The organism is Microbacterium sp. M (genome assembly GCF_045181065.1).
In the GTDB taxonomy this organism is placed as follows: domain Bacteria; phylum Actinomycetota; class Actinomycetes; order Actinomycetales; family Microbacteriaceae; genus Microbacterium.
The window spans coordinates 533,968-550,408 of the sequence record NZ_CP173721.1 but is presented as its reverse complement, the minus strand read 5'-3'; the positions used below and the strand labels follow the sequence as shown (position 1 = coordinate 550,408).

The window sequence follows — 16,441 nt, the reverse complement described above, 5'->3', positions numbered from 1 at the left end:
CGGCATCCGAAACTTAGTTAGACTACCTAAGTAATGCCTGCCTCCGAAGAATCCCTGCACACCACCGCCACCGACCTGCGCATGGCCACCTTCCGACTCGCCCGTCGCCTGCGCCGCGAGCGCGCGGACGACCACATCAGCGACGCGCACTTCGCCGTGCTCGCGAATCTGAAGATGAACGGCGCGCTCACGATCGGCGCACTCGCCCAGCGCGAGCGCGTCACGGCACCGACGATGTCGAGCACCGTCGCGGCCCTCGTCGAGGACGGCTATGTGACCCGCGTGCAGGACGAGGAGGATCGCCGGCGCGTCCAGGTGGAGATCACGGATGCCGGAACCGCCGTCGTGACGGCGACCGTCCACAAACGCGATGCCGCCCTGTCCGGTGCGCTGTCCGAACTCGATTTCACCGAGGCGGAGCTGCAGACACTGCGCGACGCCAGCGCCCTGATGCGAAAGGTGGCCGAACGATGATCCCCCCGCCCCCTCGCCGCGCCGCTGGCGCGTCGCGCCGAGCCTCCGGGCGTGGGGCCCCTGCCATGTTCCGTTCGTTCTCGAACGTCAACTACCGGGTCTGGTTCCTCGGCGCGCTCGTCTCGAACATCGGCGGCTGGATGCAGGCCACCGCCCAGGACTGGGTCGTGCTGACCGAGCTCACCGACAACGACGCCACCGCCATGGGCATCACGATGGCGCTGCAGTTCGGGCCTCCCCTGGTTCTGGTGAGCCTCACGGGATGGGTCGCCGATCGCTTCGAGCGCCGCACGGTGCTGCTCGTGACGCAGACGACGCTCCTGCTGCTCGCGCTCGGCGTCGCCGCACTCCTGCTCACGGGAGTCATGACCCTCCCGCTGATGTTCGTGTTCGCCCTGGCGTTCGGCATCACCAACGCGTTCGACGCGCCGGCACGGCAGGCGTTCGTCTCCGACATGGTCAGCCTCGAGGACACGTCCAATGCCGTGGCGCTGAACTCGGCATCCTTCAACATGGCCCGCCTGATCGGGCCCGCGGTCGGCGGGCTCCTCATCGTCGCGATCGGATCTGGGTGGGTGTTCGTCGCGAATGCGGTCACGTTCCTCGCGATGCTGATCGCGCTGCTGCTGATCCGCCGCGACCAGCTCGTCCCGCGCACGAAGGGCGGGCGCAACGGCGGACTCGCGGCGGGCTTCCTCTACGTCATGCGCCGCAGCGACCTCAAGGTCGTGTTCGTGATCGTGTTCCTCATCGGAGCCTTCGGCATGAACTTCCCGATCTTCGCCTCGACCATGGCGCTGGAGTTCGGACGCGGCGCGGACGGCTACGGGCTGCTGAGCTCCGTCCTCGCGATCGGTTCGCTCGCCGGCGCCCTGCTCGCGGCGCGGCGCGACCGAGCGCGGGTGCGCGTTCTCGTGATCGCCGCCGGCGGCTTCGGCGTGGCATCCCTCGTCTCGGCCATGATGCCCAGTTACTGGGCCTACGCGTTCGTGCTGATGTTCAGCGGCTTCTCGATCGTGACCCTGCTGACCACGGCCAACGGCTACGTGCAGACGACCACCGACGCGGCCCTGCGCGGTCGCGTGCTCGCGCTCTACATGGCGGTCGTCATGGGCTCGACACCGATCGGCGCTCCGATCGCCGGCTGGATCGTCGACACGTTCTCGGCGCGCACCGCCATCGTCGTCGGCGGCGCTGCCGGACTGCTGGCCTGCGCGATCGGCGTGACCTGGATGCTGTGGTCCGGCCGTCTGCACCGCCGCGAGGACACCCGATTCCTGCTCACCCTCGATGAGACGCGGCCCATGTCGGTCGTGCGCGCGATGGAGCCGACCGCGTTCGACGACCACGTCGTCGCGACGACGCCGATCCGCACCGAGCCCAAGGACGCGGAGTAGGCGACGAGAAACAACGTGGCCGACGAAGAACACCTGCCCGCGTGGTTTCTCGCGCGTGGAATGGTTTCTCGCCGGATCTTACGATTCCGTGACCGGAGCACCGCAGGCGCCTCGGTGCTCGTAGCCTGATGACTGTGACCGACTCCTTCCCGCGACGCCGCATGATGGCCGCGCTCGCGGGTATCGCGGCCGCCGCCGTCGGCGTGGGCGCTGGCGAGTTCGCCGCAGCGGTGTCCGCCGCGTCGTCCAGCCCGTTCGCCGTTGTCGGCGGAGCGCTGATCGATGCGGCACCGACCTGGGCCAAGGACACCGCGATCGCCTGGTTCGGCACGGCAGACAAAGTCGCCCTGCTCGTCGGCATCGGCATCGTGCTGGTCGCGGCCGCCGCGGCAGCAGGTGTGGCCGAGGCGAGATGGCGCCGCTCGGGCGTGATCGCCTTCGTGCTGATCGGCGTCGTGGTCGCCGGCGTCGCCGTCACCCGCACGGATGCCGGGATGCTCGCGTGGCTTCCGGCAGCGCTCGCCGGCGCGACCGGAGCGACCGCCCTTCATCTGCTGATCCGGTTCGTCGCCGAGGCCCCCGGGACCGATGCCGCAGATCACGCCGACCTCCCCACCCGCCGCCGATTCCTCGCGTGGGCCGGCGGCACCGCGGCGCTCGGAATCGCCCTCGCGGTCGCCGGAACCGTCGCCCGCGCCGGAACCGCCGTCGTCACGAACGTGCGCGACGCACTGCGACTGCCGCGTCCGGCGACCCCGGCCCCCGCTCCTCCGCCCGGCGCCGCGCTGGACGTCCCCGGTCTCGCACCTCTCATCACGCCCAACCGCGACTTCTACCGCATCGACACCGCGCTCGTGGTGCCGACGGTCGACCCGGCATCCTGGCGGCTGCGCATCCACGGGATGGTCGAACAGGAGATCGACCTCACCTGGGATGAGCTCCTCGCGCTCCCGATGACAGAGACGACCGTGACCCTGTCGTGCGTGTCGAACGAGGTGGGCGGCGACCTCATCGGCAACGCCGTGTGGCTGGGGCATCCGATCCGCGAGCTGCTCGCGAAGGCGCGCCCTGCCGCCGGCGCCGACATGGTGCTGTCGACCTCCGCCGACGGCTTCACCGCCGGCACGCCCCTGGAGGCGCTGACCGACGATCGCGACGCCCTGCTCGCGGTCGGCATGAACGGCGAGCCGCTTCCGCTCGCGCACGGCTTCCCTGTGCGCATGGTCGTACCGGGGCTGTACGGCTACGTCTCGGCCACCAAGTGGGTCACGGATCTCGAGGTCACGCGCTTCGATCGAGCCCGCGCGTACTGGACCGATCGCGGCTGGTCCGAGCGAGGCCCCATCAAGCTGCAGTCGCGCATCGACGTCCCCCGCGCCGGCCGCGGCGTCGACGCCGGCGACAGCGTGATCGCCGGCGTCGCCTGGCAGCCGCACACGGGCGTCGCTGCGGTCGAGGTGCAGATCGACGACGGCGACTGGCAGCGCGCAGAACTGGCCCCGGCGATCTCGGACGACACCTGGGTGCAGTGGCGGATGCCGTGGTCCGCCGAATCCGGCGACCACCGCATCCGCTGCCGTGCGATCAGTGCGGACGGGGAGACGCAGACCGAGGCATCCGCTCCGCCCGCACCGGACGGCGCGACCGGCTGGCATACGGTCAGCGTCAGGGTCGGCTGACCGCGCGTCTCATTCCTTCACGCTGCCCGCCGCGAGTCCCGTCTGCCAGTAGCGCTGCAGGAACAGGAACGCCACGACCAGCGGCAGGATCGAGACGAACGATCCGGTGATGACCGTCGAGAACACCGCCTGCGACCCGCCGCCCGCGGACGCCGCCGCCTGGATCTGCGCGAGGCCGACCGTGATCGGATACAGCTCCGAGGTGTTCAGCATGATCAGCGGCAGGAAGTAGTTGTTCCAGGTGCCGACCAGCGAGAACAGGAAGACGGTCACCAGACCTGGCCCCATCAGCCGCAACCCGATCTGCCAGAACGTGCGGAACTCTCCCGACCCGTCCACGCGCGCAGCCTCGACGATGCTGTCGGGGATCGCATCCGCCGCGTACACGCGCATCAGGTAGACGCCGAAAGGGCTCACGAGCGACGGCACGATGATGGCCCACGGAGTGTTCGTCAGATTCGCCGCCGAGAACAGAAGGTACGTCGGCAGTGCCAGAGCGGTCAACGGGATCATGACCGCTCCGAGCGTGATGCTGAACAGCGCCTTCCCCCCACGGAACTCGTACTTCGCGAACGCGTAGCCGGCCATCGCCGACAGCAGCGTGGCTCCGACAGCGGCGACGACGGCATAGAGGATCGTGTTCAGGATCCACCTGAGGAAGATGCCGTCGCGCATCTCGAAGAGCTGGACGAGGTTGTCCCACAGCGAGAACTCCCCGCCGAACCACAGGCCGAACGTCGTGAACAGCGCGGCGTTGTCTTTCGTCGACGAGACCATCAGCCACCACAGCGGCAGGACGAAGTAGAGCACGCACAGCCACAGCAGCACGGTCAGCAGCAGACTGCGCCGCTTCTGCGCCACGTAGGGCCGAGCGCGGCGAGCCCGCCCTCGACGGGTGACGGAACCGGGCGCGACGACGGCGCGCGTATCGAGATCGGTCATGAGAGCCTCCGCTCGCGCCGCTCACGGCGCTGTTCGCTGAGCTGGACGATGTACGACACCACGGCGATCACGATGCCCAGGAGGAACGCGATCGCGGCGGCGTAGTTCAGTTCCTGGTTGATGAACGCGAGGTTGTACGCGTAGTAGTTCGGGGTGAACGAGTTCGAGATGGCGTCGGGGGCGATCGTGTTGAGCAGGCTCGGCTCGTTGAACAGCTGGAACGAACCGATGATGCTGAAGATGATCGTCAACATGATCGCGGGACGGATCGCGGGGATCTTGATGCTCCAGGCGACGCGGAACTGGCCTGCTCCGTCGATCTCGGCTGCTTCGTAGAGCTCAGCGGGGATCGACCGCAGCGCCGCGTACATGATGATCATGTTGTAGCCGATGAACTCCCACGTGACGATGTTCATCATCGACCCGAGGATCGACCCCGGCGACAGGAAGTCCGGCGTCCCGAGCCCGACCGCGCGGGCGACCTGGGCGATCGGCCCGAAGTCCGGCCCGTACAGGTAGCCCCACATCAGCGTCGCCACGACGGCCGGGACGGCGTACGGCATGAAGATCAGGAGCCGGATGCTGCGCGAGCCCCGCGCCCGGCCGCTGTCCAGCGCGAGGGCGAAGAAGAGCGCGAGACCGAGCATGATCGGCACCTGGACCACGAGGAACAGTGCGACGCGCCCCAGGCTGGCCAGGAAGTCGGGGTCCATCAGGGCGCGGACGTAATTGGCGAGACCGGCGAACTGCTCGCCGCCGATGAGCTTGCTCTCGAAGAGACTCAGGTAGCCCGAGTAGATGAGCGGGACGACGAGCATCGCAGTGAAGACGATGAAGAACGGCAGGATGAACAGGTAGGCGGCGCGCTGCTGCTTGCGTTTGATCGTGCCGGTTCGGCGGCGCTGCGTGACCGGCAGTGGAGACTGCGACATGGCGGATCCTCTCGGAAAGACGTCGGCGGGGCACTGAACGCGTCAGCGCCCCGCCCTGATTCACTCGACCGTGAAGCCCTGGTCCTCGGCGTACCCGACGAGGTCGTCCTGCCACGCATCGAGCGCATCGGCGATGTCGCCCTTCGCGGCGATCACGGTGCCGACGTTCTCCTCATACGAGGCGTAGGCGTAGTCCATGAACGGCAGCCACTGGAAGTCGGTGTCGACGGTCTCCGAGATCTCCGCGAACAGCTTGTTGACCTGCTGCCCGCCGTAGAACTCGGACTCGAGATCGGCGAACTCCGGGTTCTCCAGCACCGACACCTGCGGCGGATAGAGGAACTGCTGCGTGGCGAACTGCATCGCCGATTCCTCATCGTGGTTGAGGAACATGGCCAGCTCTGCGGCTGCGATCGGGTTCTTGCTCGTCGAGAGGACGGCATCCGACGATCCGCCCCAGTTGCCGGATGCCGAGGCTCCGGCCTCTGTCTGCGGAAGCGGCGCCGCGCGCCACAGTCCGGACGTGTTCTCGGCCGTGCCCTGCAGGAACACCGGACCCCACGCGGCCGTGAGCCACCCGGCGTACTTGCCGTTGGAGAGCCCCTGGTACCACTGGTCGGTGAAGTCGACGTCGGTGGAGACGAGGTCCTTCTGGATCAGATCCGTCCAGTACGACGCGATCTCCTTCGCTCCGTCGCTGTTGACGTCGATCGAGACCGTCTCCTTCCCGTCGTACCCGAACGGCTTGAGTCCGTCCTGCCAGAAGAAGCCGATCATCTGGCCCGCCTGGGTCGCGCCGAGGTTGGAGATGTACGACCCGGTGGCGTCCTTGACGGCCTGAGCCGCCGTGGCGTAGTCCTCCCATGTCTCGGGCGGTTCGGTGATCCCGGCCTGAGTCAGGAGATCCTCGCGGTAGAGGTTGCCCATCGGTCCCACATCCTGCGGGATCGACCAGACCTCGTCGCCGGGCGAGACCTGATTCCAGGCCCAGCCGACGTAGTCATCGGCGAGTTCGTCGGCGCCGTACGGTGCGAGATCGAGCAGCGCCTCGGACAGGACGAAGGACGGGATGTGCTGGTACTCGATCTGCGCGACGTCCGGCGCCCCCTCCCCTGCCTCGAGCGCGCTGCGCAGCTTCTGGTAGTGCGGCAGGCCCTGCCCGACGTTCTCGACCTTCACGTCGATCTCCGGGTACTTCTCCTCGAAGAGCGCGACCTCGTCCTCGATGTTCGGCACCCAGGTCCAGAAGGTGAGTTCTGTGGGCGTGCTCAGGGCCTCCTCACGCTGCTCGTCCGTGATCGGACCTGTGCCCTCCTCCTGGCCGCCGGGCGTGCACCCGGCGAGGACGAGTGCGGTGAGAGCGGCGCCGGCGATGAGCGCGGCGCGACGCTGTGCTGTGTTTCTCATATCCTTCTTCCTCTTCTTCGAGTGACGAGCGGATGCGCGTCAGCGGTCGATCAGGATCAGCGATCCCCATGGTTCGATGGTGAGCTCGTCACCGGCCCCGTGGACGGTGCCGTCCACCGCATCCTCGACCTCTCCGGCGAGCGCGAGACGAGCTGCGGTCCAGCTCCAGTTGAAGACGAACCAGGCCGTCCGGCCGTCCGGCAGCGTGCCGGAGCCGACGGTCAGCGGCAGGGACCGGGCGGTCACCAGTCGGTCGGCGATCGTGCGGGGCGCGGCCCAGCGGATCAGGTCCGCAGCGAGCTCGGTCGACGGCACGGTGCCCACCGTGGTGACCCGCCCCTCGCCGTGCGGCTTCGTGACGACAGCGGGGAACGCGCGGAACCATGGGTGGTCGTACTCGGCGATGATCTCGGAACCCTCGTCCGCGATCAGCCCGTCGGCCCAGAGCGTGGCCTGACTGGTCTCGCCGCCCAGCACTGTCGAGAGGACCGGGACGTCGACCTGCAGGTTCGAGAACTCCTCGTACCGGACACCGGCCGCCGCCGAGAGCCGGTCGGGCGCCTCGGCGATGCGAGCACGAGCCTCCTCATCCGCGTAGCCGGTGCGGATGCCGATGACCAGGTGGCCTCCGGCCGCGGCGTACGCGGCGAGGAGGTCGAGCTCCTCGTCCGTCGCGACGTAGAACGCCGGGGCGACGAGGACGGGGAAGCGCGCCGCGAGGGCTGCGGCGCCGAGGCCGAGGGCCTGCACCGGATGCAGGATGCGCGCCTGCGCTCCGGCATCGACGACACCGCGGTGGAAGGCGTCGAAGACCCGCTGATAGGCGGCTCGATCGGGCCCGCCTCCGGCATCCGGGAACGGAGGGCTGAACTCGAGCGCGTAGCGGCTGTCGTTCGACCACAGGATCGCCACGTCCGCATCCGGTTCGAACCCGTCCAATCGGGTCCCGAGCGCCCCGAGCGTCGCGCCGAGATCGGCGACCTCCCGGTAGATGCGGCCGGGTGCGAGGCTGTGCGGGAGGACGCCGCCCCAGTACGTCTCGGTACCGTGCGGCAGCGTGTGCCAGTGCCAGTACTCGATCATCGCCGCACCGCGCGAGATGAGCGCGAGCGCGGCCTGCCGGAGTTGACCTGGGTAGGGCGGCAGGTTGAACTCCGGTCCGCCGATCGACTGCGCGTCCGTCTCCGTCACGAGGAATCGCGACTGCTTGGAGGAGAACAGCCGATCCGCCTGCCGGAGCAGGCCGGCGACCCCGGAGGACGTCCACGGTGTCACGGGCTCCAGATCGAGGGTCGCGTCGAGGTGATCCTGCATGGCGTAGTAAGGGTTGCCGGCCGTGACATCGAGCGCGCGCACCAGCTTCTCGTCGTCGAGTGCCGGACGCGGATAGGCGATGCACGTCGTCACGAACTGCTCGGGGCGCGCGTACTCGCGCACGATGTCCGCCTGCCAGGCGATGAACTCGGTCGTCAGGTCGGCCTGATAGCGCCGCCATGCGAGGTCGTACTGCGGAAGCGTGTTCCCGTCGGGGGTCCACAGTTCCGACCAGTCCGCGATCCGATGCGACCAGTACGTGAGCCCCCACTCGCGGTTGAGCGTCTCGACGTCGCCGTAGGTCGCGGCGAGTCGTCGGACGAACCGGCGGAACGTCCCGCGGTTGTGCGGCAGCAGCATTCCTGGTTCGTTGTCGACCTGATAGCCGACGACGGCCGGATGATCCGCGTACCGTGCGATGACCGCACGGATCACGCGCTCGGCGTGGAAGCGGAACGCGGGATGCGAGTAGTCCACCTCCTGGCGGCCGCCCCACGACATGGGCGACCCGGTGCTCGCCTCCGCCGCGATCTCGGGGTACGCCTGCTGCAACCACGGGGGAACCGCGTAGGTCGGCGTCCCGAGGATCACGGAGATCTCACGGGCGTGCGCCCCGTCCAGGACCGGTTGCAGCCAGTCGAGGTCGAACTCGCCGTCCCTCGGCTCCCACGTCGACCACACGGACTCGCCGACGCGGATGACGGTGAATCCGGCATCCTTCATCAGATCGAGATCGGTCTCGGTGCGCTCGTCGCGGTGGTACTCCGCGTAGTACGCGGCTCCGAACAGGATGCCGCTGAACTGGCGGGCTTCCGTGGGGCGCTGCTGGTTCATCTGACGTACTCCGTTGTCATCGTGGCCGTGGATGTTGTCGACAACATCCGGTGGGAGCTACTATGTTGTCGACAACATATATTTGTCAAGGCCCGGTTTCCTCACGATCTGGAAAAGTTCATGAGAGGCCTGACGACGGGAGCACGCATGACCGCCGGGAATCCCCCTGCCAAGCAATCGACGATCTACGACGTCGCGGCGGCCGCGGGGGTGTCCCATCAGACGGTCACGCGCTTCCTCCGCGGCTTCGCCGGAATCCGTCCCGAGACGCAGGCGCGCGTCGAGCGTGCGATCGCCGACCTGGGCTACCGCCCCAACCTCACCGCGCGCAGTCTGAAGTCCGGGCGATCGCATCGCATCGGAGCCCTGACGCACGAACTCTCGCAGGTCGGCCCGAGCCGCATCGCCGAGGGCGCCGCGGCCGCCGCGCGCGAAGCCGGCTACGTCCTCGACCTCGTCTCGCTCGACATGCGCAACCCGCATGCCGTCGACGAGTCGCTCGCGCTGCTGACGCAGCAGGATCTCGCTGGAATCCTCGCTCTCGGTTCGACGGACGAGATGTCCCAGGCCTTCGCGTCGACGACATTCCGTCTGCCGACGTTCATCGATGTCGAGTCCGATGACGCACCGGATCAGCACCGCAACCGGCTGTCGACCGTCGGGGTGCCGGCGCTGGTCGATCACCTCGTGGGCTTGGGCCACCATCGGATCGCGATGATCGCGGGGCCCGACAACTGGTCGGCCTCCCGGAACCGCACTCGGGCGTTCCATGCCGCGCTCGCCCAGCACGATCTGGAGGCGGAGGCGGTCGTCCAGGGCGACTGGTCCGCGCGCTCCGGCTACGCCGCGATCACCGAAGGCCCCGGGATCGCAGCTGCGACGGCCGTGGTCGCAGCGAACGACCAGACCGCGCTCGGCGCGATGCTCGCGCTGAAGGAGAGCGGGCGTCGAGTCCCCGAGGACGTCAGCGTCGTCGGCATCGACGACATCCCGGAAGCGCGATACTACGACCCGCCGTTGACCACGGTGCACAACCCGTTCGAGCTGCAGGGCAGGGCGGCGCTGCACCGGCTGCTCGCACTCATCGACCCGGATCACGCCATCGAGCTCGACGTGCCCCTTCCCGAGCTGATCGTCCGGCGATCCTCAGGACCGGCCTCTGCCTGAGTTCTTCCCCCACCCGGTGTGCGATCTCGCTAACTTGGAGGCATGAGCGGACCGGAGAACGCGCAGAACTCGAATGCCTCGGCATCCACCCCCTCGACGGACGGCAGCACGGCGGAGCGACGGCGGTCTCTGCCGCCGCTGCAGCGCTGGGTCTTCTGGCCTGCGGCGGTGATCATCCTGGCCTTCGTGTCGTTCACGCTCATCGCCCCGCATCTCGCGGAGGAGATGTTCGGCGCCATCCAGAGCACGATCGTCAACGCGTTCAACTGGTACTACGTGCTGATCGCCGCGCTGTTCGTCGCGTTCAGCCTGTTCATGGGCTTCAGCCGTTTCGGCGACATCAAGCTCGGGCGGGACGACGACGAGCCGGAGTTCTCGCTCATGAGCTGGTTCTCCCTGCTGTTCGCGGCGGGTATGGGCATCGGCCTGGTGTTCTACGGCGTGTCCGAGCCGCTCAGCCACTTCACGAATCCGCGGCCCGGCGTCGAAGGAACCCCCGAACAGCTCGCACAGGCCGCGCTGGGCCAGACCTATCTGCACTGGGGCGTGCACGCCTGGTCGATCTACGTCGTGATCGGGCTGGCACTGGCCTATGCGATCCACCGCCGTCGACGTCCGATCTCGATCCGGTGGACGCTCGAGCCGCTGCTCGGCAAGCGCGTCGAGGGCGGCTGGGGCCACGCGATCGATGTGGTCGCGCTCGTCGGTACGCTCTTCGGCGTCGCCACGTCGCTCGGCCTCGGCGTCATCCAGATCAGCGCCGGGCTCTCGTCCGCAGGCCTCGGCAAGCCGGACGAGCCGACCCAGGTCGTCATCATCCTCATCATCTCGGTCTTCGTGCTCGCCTCGGTGCTCTCCGGCGTCACGAAGGGCATGAAATGGCTGTCCAACATCAACCTCGTCATGGCCGGGCTCCTCGTGCTGTACCTGCTCGTGATGGGCCAGACCGAGTTCCTCCTGCGGGAGTTCGTGCAGTCGATCGGCTACTACGTCCAGAACTTCGTCGGCCTGTCGTTCAACGTCAGCGCGTTCCAGGGTGAGGCTGGGGAAGAGTGGCAGGCGGCGTGGACGTCGTTCTACTGGGGCTGGTGGATCTCGTGGGCCCCGTTCGTCGGCATCTTCATCGCCCGGATCTCCAAGGGCCGCACGGTGCGCGAGTTCGTGGCCGGTGTCATCCTCGTGCCCACTCTTCTGGGCATCCTGTGGTTCGCCGTGATGGGCGGATCCGCGCTCGCGATCGAGCTGCAGGCCCCAGGAACCCTCACGAACGAAGACGGCACGGTCGATCTGCAGGGCGCCCTGTTCGAGCTGCTGCAGCACGTGCCGGGGACGACGGTCGTCACGATCGGCGCGATCCTGCTCATCTCGATCTTCTTCGTGACGTCGGCGGACTCCGGCGCGCTCGTCATGGGGATGATCGCGACCGGCGGCCAGCAGAACCCGAAGCGCTGGATCAGGGCATTCTTCGTCGCCGTCACCGCGATCCTCGCGATCGCCCTGCTGCTGGCCGGAGGGCTGACGGCGCTGCAGACCGCGGCGATCACGATCGCCCTGCCGTTCAGCGTGGTGATGCTACTGATCTGCTGGGCGACCGCGATCGCGTTCATCCGCGAACGACGCGCGTACGCCAGGGCCGAACGCGCACAACTCATCGACAAGATCGGCGACTACTACGGACTGGAGGTCGAATCGCGCGCCGAGCAGGGCATCCTCGGGGCGCAACCGCGCTGGCTGCGCCAACTCCAGCGCAGGCTCGGGATGCCGGTCGCGCCGACGACGCCGATCCGCATCCCGCACGAGCTGCTGGATGCCGAGAGCCGCACGGATGCCGGACCCAACGTCCTCGACGTCGACGAGCTCGTCTCCGAGGATGAGTTGTCGTCATACGACGATCAGGACGTTCCCGAGCACGGCGAGGACGGGACGTCGCCGGTGCGCTGAGTTCGCGGATTGTCAATGCCCTTACCGCACGGCATCCCGGCTCCATACCGTCGGTGCATGGACGAGCACACCAGACGCACACCCCATCCGGAGGAGCCGGCCGAAGGGCGCGACCTCGACGAGGACGAGTACGACGTCGCGCGCGAGCACGGCGCGGACGACGACCCCGACGCGGACGACGACGACCCCCGTGATCGCGGCGGATCCGATCCGCCGCAGCGAGACGCCCCGCTGGGCGGTGATGAGACGACCGAGGCGCAGCTGACGGCCGACAACGAAGCCGAGGAGGACACGCTGCGCACCCTCGACCCGGACGACGCCCCGGCGTGATGTGCGGCGCGCCTCGCCCTCCTCGCTCGTTGAGCGAGGAGGGCGGAACGGCGGCCGGTCAGGCCCCCAGCACGAGTCGGAGCTGCTCCAGCGCCCAGTCGATCTCCGTTGCGCGGATCACGAGCGGCGGCGCGATGCGGATCGTCTGCCCGTGGGTGTCCTTGACGAGCACGCCGCGCTCCATGAGCTTCTCGGAGATCTCCCGCCCTGTGCCCTTCGCCGGATCGATATCGACACCGGCCCAGAGCCCGGCGACACGGACGTCCGTCACGCCGTGACCGATGAGCCTGTCCAGTCCCGCCGCCAGGTGCGCGCCGAGAGCACGCGAGCGCTCCTGCACCTCACCGGATTCGAGCATCTCGACGACCCGCAGGCCGACAGCCGCGGCGAGCGGGTTGCCTCCGAACGTCGAACCGTGTTCGCCGGGTCGGATGACTCCGAGCACGTCGCGATCTCCGACGACGGCCGAGACGGGCAGGATGCCGCCGCCGAGAGCCTTGCCCAGCAGGTACAGGTCGGGCACGACGCCCTCGCGGTCGCACGCGAAGGTCTCGCCGACGCGTCCGAGTCCGGCCTGGATCTCGTCGGCGATGAACAGCACATTGCGCTCGGTGCAGATCTCACGGATGCGTCGGAGGTAGCCCTCCGGCGGGATGACCACGCCGGCCTCGCCCTGGATGGGCTCCACGAGCACGGCCGCGGTGTCATCCGTGATGGCGGCGGCCACGGCATCCGCATCGCCGAACGGCACGATGTCGAAACCGGTCATGAACGGACCGAAACCGCCACGCGCGGACTCGTCGTCGCTGAAGCTGACGATCGTCGTCGTGCGCCCGTGGAAGTTTCCGGCCGCGACGACGATGCGCGCGGCATCCACGGGGATGCCCTTGACCCGGTATCCCCAGGCTCGGGCGACCTTGATGCCCGTCTCGACCGCTTCGGCGCCGGTATTCATCGGCAGGACCATGTCCTTGCCGCAGAGGCGGGCGAGCGCCTCTGCGAACGGCTCGAGGCGATCGTTCATGAACGCGCGGCTGGTGAGCGTCACGCGTCCGAGCTGCTCGGTCACGGCCGCGACGAGCGCGGGGTGACGGTGTCCGAAGTTCACTGCGGAGTATGCGGCGAGAAGATCGAGGTAGCGCTTGCCCTCGACATCGGTCACCCAGGCGCCCTCGCCACGGGCGATCGTGACGGGCAGCGGGTGGTAGTTCTCCGCGACGTGCGGTTCGAGAGACGTCACTTCGCTCCTCGCAGTTCGAGCGTGCAGCACTTGATGCCGCCGCCGCCGAGCAGCAGCTCGGACAGGTCGACCATGATCGGGTTGTAGCCGCGCTCGCGCAGCTGCTTCTCGAAGCCCTTGGCGCGCGGCGAGATGACGACGTTGTAGCCGTCGCTCGCCGAGTTCAGGCCGAACACCGCGCCGTCTTCATCCGAGACCAGGATGGCGTCGGGGAAGCGCTCCTCGAGGATCGCGCGGCTGGCGTCGTCGAACGCGCCGGGCAGGTAGGCGATGTTGGCGCGCTCCGGGCCGCCGTTCTCCACTCCCTGCACAGGATCGAGCACGGCGATCGCGGTGTCGAGGTGGTAGAAGCGCGGGTCGACGAGGTTCAGCGAGACGACTTCGCGGCCGAAGACCTCCCCGACCTCGCGATGGCTGTCGCCGGTGGAACGGAAGCCGGTGCCGGCGAGGATGACGTCGCCGACGAGCAGGAAGTCCCCCTCGCCCTCGTTGACCTCTTCGGGCATGACGGTGTCGAAACCGTTGGCGCGGAACCAGTCGGCGAACGCAGGCGACTCGCCCTGGCGCTCGACGAAGCGGAACTCGGGAACGTACGCGCGGCCGTCGATGAGGAAGCCGCCGTTGGCCGTGTAGACCATGTCCGGGTAACCGGCGAGCGGCTCGATGAGCTCGACCTCGTGGCCGAGCTCGAGGTACAGGTCGTGCAGCTTCTGCCACTGCGCGACGGCCTTCGCCGTGTCAGTGGGCTTGGCGGGCTCCATCCACGGGTTGATCGTGTAGCTGACCGTGAAGTGCTCTGGACGGCACATCAGGTAGCGGCGGCGGTGCGCTGTGCGGGTCGGGGCCGCGGTGGTGACGGTCTCTGGCGTCGACATGGTGCTCCTCGGGAAGAGATGCGGCGGACGCTGTCCAGGGGCCCGGCGGGCCTTCGACCCGGAGCTCAGTCTGAGGCGGGGAAGATGCGACACGGGCACGCCAGATGCCATTGTGTCACCCGCCGCTGAGAACGCGCCAGCTTTCCGAGGCCGGACGCGCCGTCAGGCTCACGCGCCGTGCACCACGACCTTGCCGACGACATGCCCCGCCTCGAGATGAGCGAGGGCGACGGATGCCTCGGCGAACGGATATTCGCGCTCGATCACGGGGACGAGATCGCCTTCATCCACCAGCGCCAGGAGCTTCTGCAGGATCTCCGGATGCGCGGACGCCGTGAACATCCTGATGCGGCGGCGCGAGCCGATCGACAGGACGGCCGCCGCCAGCATCCGCGGGATGGGCCCGAGCACGCGCCCTCCTTCTCCGCCGACGAGAACGACCTGACCGCCTGGCGCGAGCAGGCGCTGAAGCTGCCGCAACGGCATCCCGCCGGCGATGTCGAGCACGGCGTGGAAATGGCCCTTCGGCAACCCGGAGAGCGGCGTCTGCCGGTGATCGAGCGTGCGGACGGCGCCCAGACGGCTCAGCAGAGGCGCACTGCGCTCCCCGCTCGATGCCCACACCTCTGCACCGCGGAGCGCGGCGAGCTGCACCGCGAAGGTTCCGACGCCGCCGGATGCACCGAGGATCAGCACGCGCGGCGCCGGGTCGTCGTCGAGCCCGATTCCGGCGAGGTCGAGTGCCTGCCACGCCGTGCCGGCGGCGATCGGAAGGGACGCGGCGAGCGCCGGGGCGACACCAGGAGGCCGCGGGACGAGGCGGCCGGCCGGCGCGACGGCGAACGTCGCCAATCCGCCTCCGAAGCCGGAGAGCTCTCCCACGACCTCCTCGCCGACTTCCGCGCTGACCACTCCCGACCCCACGGCTGTCACCGTGCCTGCCACGTCCATGCCGCGCACCGGCTGCTTCGGCCGCCCCATCCCGGACGCCGGTCGCACGAGGAGCGGATCGCCGTGCATGATGTGCCGGTCCCCGGCGTTGAGCGCCGTGGCCCGCACGCGGATCACGACCTCGCCGTGCCCCGCTGCGGGCACCGGGATCTCGGCCGGGGCCGTGCCGGCGGCCGGTCCGTACGTCTCGCGCTGCCATGCCGTCATCGTCTCGGTCATTTCTGGCCTCCGGAGTTCTGCTCGGGATACTGGAAGAGTTCGTCGAGCCCTGCGCCGAACGCGTGGGCGATCTGAAATGCGAGTTCGAGCGTGGGCGAGTACTTCCCCTGCTCGATCGCGATGAGCGTCTGGCGGGTGACGCCGACGCGATGTGCGAGTTCCGCCTGGGTGAGACCGGCCCGCTCGCGCTGGGCGCGGATCGTGTTCGTGACGCGCGTGGGCTTGACCATCAGACGAGGCCCCGACGGTAGGCGATGACGCGCGCGATCCCGCCGATGACGGTCGCCACGGCGAAGCCGGCGAACATCGTGTTCGCGATCCAGAACACGTCGGCGCCGACGGCGCAGAGCACGATCACGCCGAGGCCCGCGATCACGATGAACGACTGCTCGACGCCCGAGCCCATGCGGTTGATGTCTCGGTCGCGTTCATCGCTCCTGCCCACGCCGTCCGGGTCCTTCGCTCCGGCGAACAGCCCCCACAGGATGCTGAGGATGATCGTGGCCCCGATACTGATGCCGATCGTCCAGAGCATGATCGGGAACCAGTCGACGTCGGTGAGCGGCCCGCCGCTCGCGTTCTGCAGGATCACGATGACGTACGCCGTCATCGTGATGATGCTGACGATCAGCGTCGTCCAGACGTTGCGCTCTTCGTAAACCATGACCCGCCCCTCCGTGTAAAAGATTCTTTACACGGAAGCTACGCCTACAGCCCACCGATGTCAAGAATTCTTTAC

Annotated in this window: 15 protein-coding genes; 6 read left to right on the top strand and 9 right to left on the bottom strand. The window is 68.4% G+C overall.

Annotation, left to right across the window (positions count from 1 at the left end):
• Nucleotides 1-33: 33 nt before the first annotated feature.
• The 3 genes from ACI7YT_RS02550 (at nucleotide 34) to ACI7YT_RS02540 (ending at nucleotide 3,550) form a co-directional block, all read left to right on the top strand.
• Nucleotides 34-474 (top strand): MarR family winged helix-turn-helix transcriptional regulator, encoded by a 441-nt coding sequence (locus ACI7YT_RS02550; RefSeq protein ID WP_406248868.1) that lies wholly within the window; start codon nucleotides 34-36, stop codon nucleotides 472-474.
• Between the two features lie 65 nt (nucleotides 475-539).
• Nucleotides 540-1,871 carry an MFS transporter gene (locus ACI7YT_RS02545; RefSeq protein ID WP_406248866.1) on the top strand — a complete coding sequence of 444 codons (1,332 nt, stop codon included), beginning with the start codon at nucleotides 540-542 and terminating at the stop codon, nucleotides 1,869-1,871.
• A 161-nt stretch (nucleotides 1,872-2,032) separates the two neighbouring features.
• Nucleotides 2,033-3,550 carry a molybdopterin-dependent oxidoreductase gene (locus ACI7YT_RS02540; protein ID WP_406250476.1) on the top strand — a complete coding sequence of 506 codons (1,518 nt, stop codon included), beginning with the start codon at nucleotides 2,033-2,035 and terminating at the stop codon, nucleotides 3,548-3,550.
• A 9-nt stretch (nucleotides 3,551-3,559) separates the two neighbouring features.
• Here ACI7YT_RS02540 and ACI7YT_RS02535 read toward each other — a convergent pair whose 3' ends face one another.
• From ACI7YT_RS02535 to ACI7YT_RS02520, 4 genes are read right to left on the bottom strand one after another with little or no spacing between them, the layout of a single operon-like run.
• Nucleotides 3,560-4,492: a carbohydrate ABC transporter permease gene (locus tag ACI7YT_RS02535; RefSeq protein WP_406248864.1), complete on the bottom strand. Its 933-nt coding sequence runs from the start codon at nucleotides 4,490-4,492 to the stop codon at nucleotides 3,560-3,562.
• Entirely contained in the window at nucleotides 4,489-5,424 is a 936-nt protein-coding gene (locus ACI7YT_RS02530) for a carbohydrate ABC transporter permease (protein ID WP_406248863.1), read from the bottom strand. The genes ACI7YT_RS02535 and ACI7YT_RS02530 overlap by 4 nt, the downstream gene beginning before the upstream one ends.
• A 60-nt stretch (nucleotides 5,425-5,484) precedes the next feature.
• Nucleotides 5,485-6,831, bottom strand: coding sequence for an ABC transporter substrate-binding protein (locus tag ACI7YT_RS02525; RefSeq protein WP_406248861.1), 1,347 nt, complete (start codon nucleotides 6,829-6,831; stop codon nucleotides 5,485-5,487).
• Between the two features lie 39 nt (nucleotides 6,832-6,870).
• Nucleotides 6,871-8,979, bottom strand: a complete 2,109-nt coding sequence (locus ACI7YT_RS02520; protein WP_406248859.1) for a beta-galactosidase — start codon at nucleotides 8,977-8,979, stop codon at nucleotides 6,871-6,873.
• 147 nt (nucleotides 8,980-9,126) lie between these two features.
• On the opposite strand from ACI7YT_RS02520, the gene ACI7YT_RS02515 reads away from it, so the two are divergent.
• From ACI7YT_RS02515 to ACI7YT_RS02505, 3 genes are read left to right on the top strand one after another with little or no spacing between them, the layout of a single operon-like run.
• Nucleotides 9,127-10,146, top strand: a complete 1,020-nt coding sequence (locus tag ACI7YT_RS02515; protein WP_406248857.1) for a LacI family DNA-binding transcriptional regulator — start codon at nucleotides 9,127-9,129, stop codon at nucleotides 10,144-10,146.
• A 42-nt stretch (nucleotides 10,147-10,188) separates the two neighbouring features.
• Nucleotides 10,189-12,087, top strand: a complete 1,899-nt coding sequence (locus ACI7YT_RS02510) for a BCCT family transporter (RefSeq protein ID WP_406248855.1) — start codon at nucleotides 10,189-10,191, stop codon at nucleotides 12,085-12,087.
• A gap of 57 nt (nucleotides 12,088-12,144) precedes the next feature.
• Complete coding sequence (locus ACI7YT_RS02505; RefSeq protein ID WP_406248853.1) at nucleotides 12,145-12,417, top strand: hypothetical protein; 273 nt, start codon at nucleotides 12,145-12,147, stop codon at nucleotides 12,415-12,417.
• 58 nt (nucleotides 12,418-12,475) lie between these two features.
• Here ACI7YT_RS02505 and rocD read toward each other — a convergent pair whose 3' ends face one another.
• The 5 genes from rocD to ACI7YT_RS02480 form a co-directional block, all read right to left on the bottom strand.
• Nucleotides 12,476-13,657 carry an ornithine--oxo-acid transaminase gene (rocD, locus tag ACI7YT_RS02500; protein ID WP_406248851.1) on the bottom strand — a complete coding sequence of 394 codons (1,182 nt, stop codon included), beginning with the start codon at nucleotides 13,655-13,657 and terminating at the stop codon, nucleotides 12,476-12,478.
• A complete protein-coding gene (gene ddaH, locus ACI7YT_RS02495) occupies nucleotides 13,654-14,532 on the bottom strand; it encodes a dimethylargininase (protein WP_406248849.1) in 879 nt (292 codons plus the stop codon). The genes rocD and ddaH overlap by 4 nt, the downstream gene beginning before the upstream one ends.
• A 168-nt stretch (nucleotides 14,533-14,700) precedes the next feature.
• Complete coding sequence (locus ACI7YT_RS02490) at nucleotides 14,701-15,702, bottom strand: NAD(P)-dependent alcohol dehydrogenase (protein WP_406248847.1); 1,002 nt, start codon at nucleotides 15,700-15,702, stop codon at nucleotides 14,701-14,703.
• Nucleotides 15,699-15,932: a helix-turn-helix transcriptional regulator gene (locus ACI7YT_RS02485; RefSeq protein ID WP_406248846.1), complete on the bottom strand. Its 234-nt coding sequence runs from the start codon at nucleotides 15,930-15,932 to the stop codon at nucleotides 15,699-15,701. Before ACI7YT_RS02485 ends, ACI7YT_RS02490 begins: the two co-directional genes overlap by 4 nt.
• Complete coding sequence (locus ACI7YT_RS02480; RefSeq protein WP_406248844.1) at nucleotides 15,932-16,366, bottom strand: hypothetical protein; 435 nt, start codon at nucleotides 16,364-16,366, stop codon at nucleotides 15,932-15,934. The genes ACI7YT_RS02485 and ACI7YT_RS02480 overlap by 1 nt, the downstream gene beginning before the upstream one ends.
• Nucleotides 16,367-16,441 lie beyond the last annotated feature (75 nt).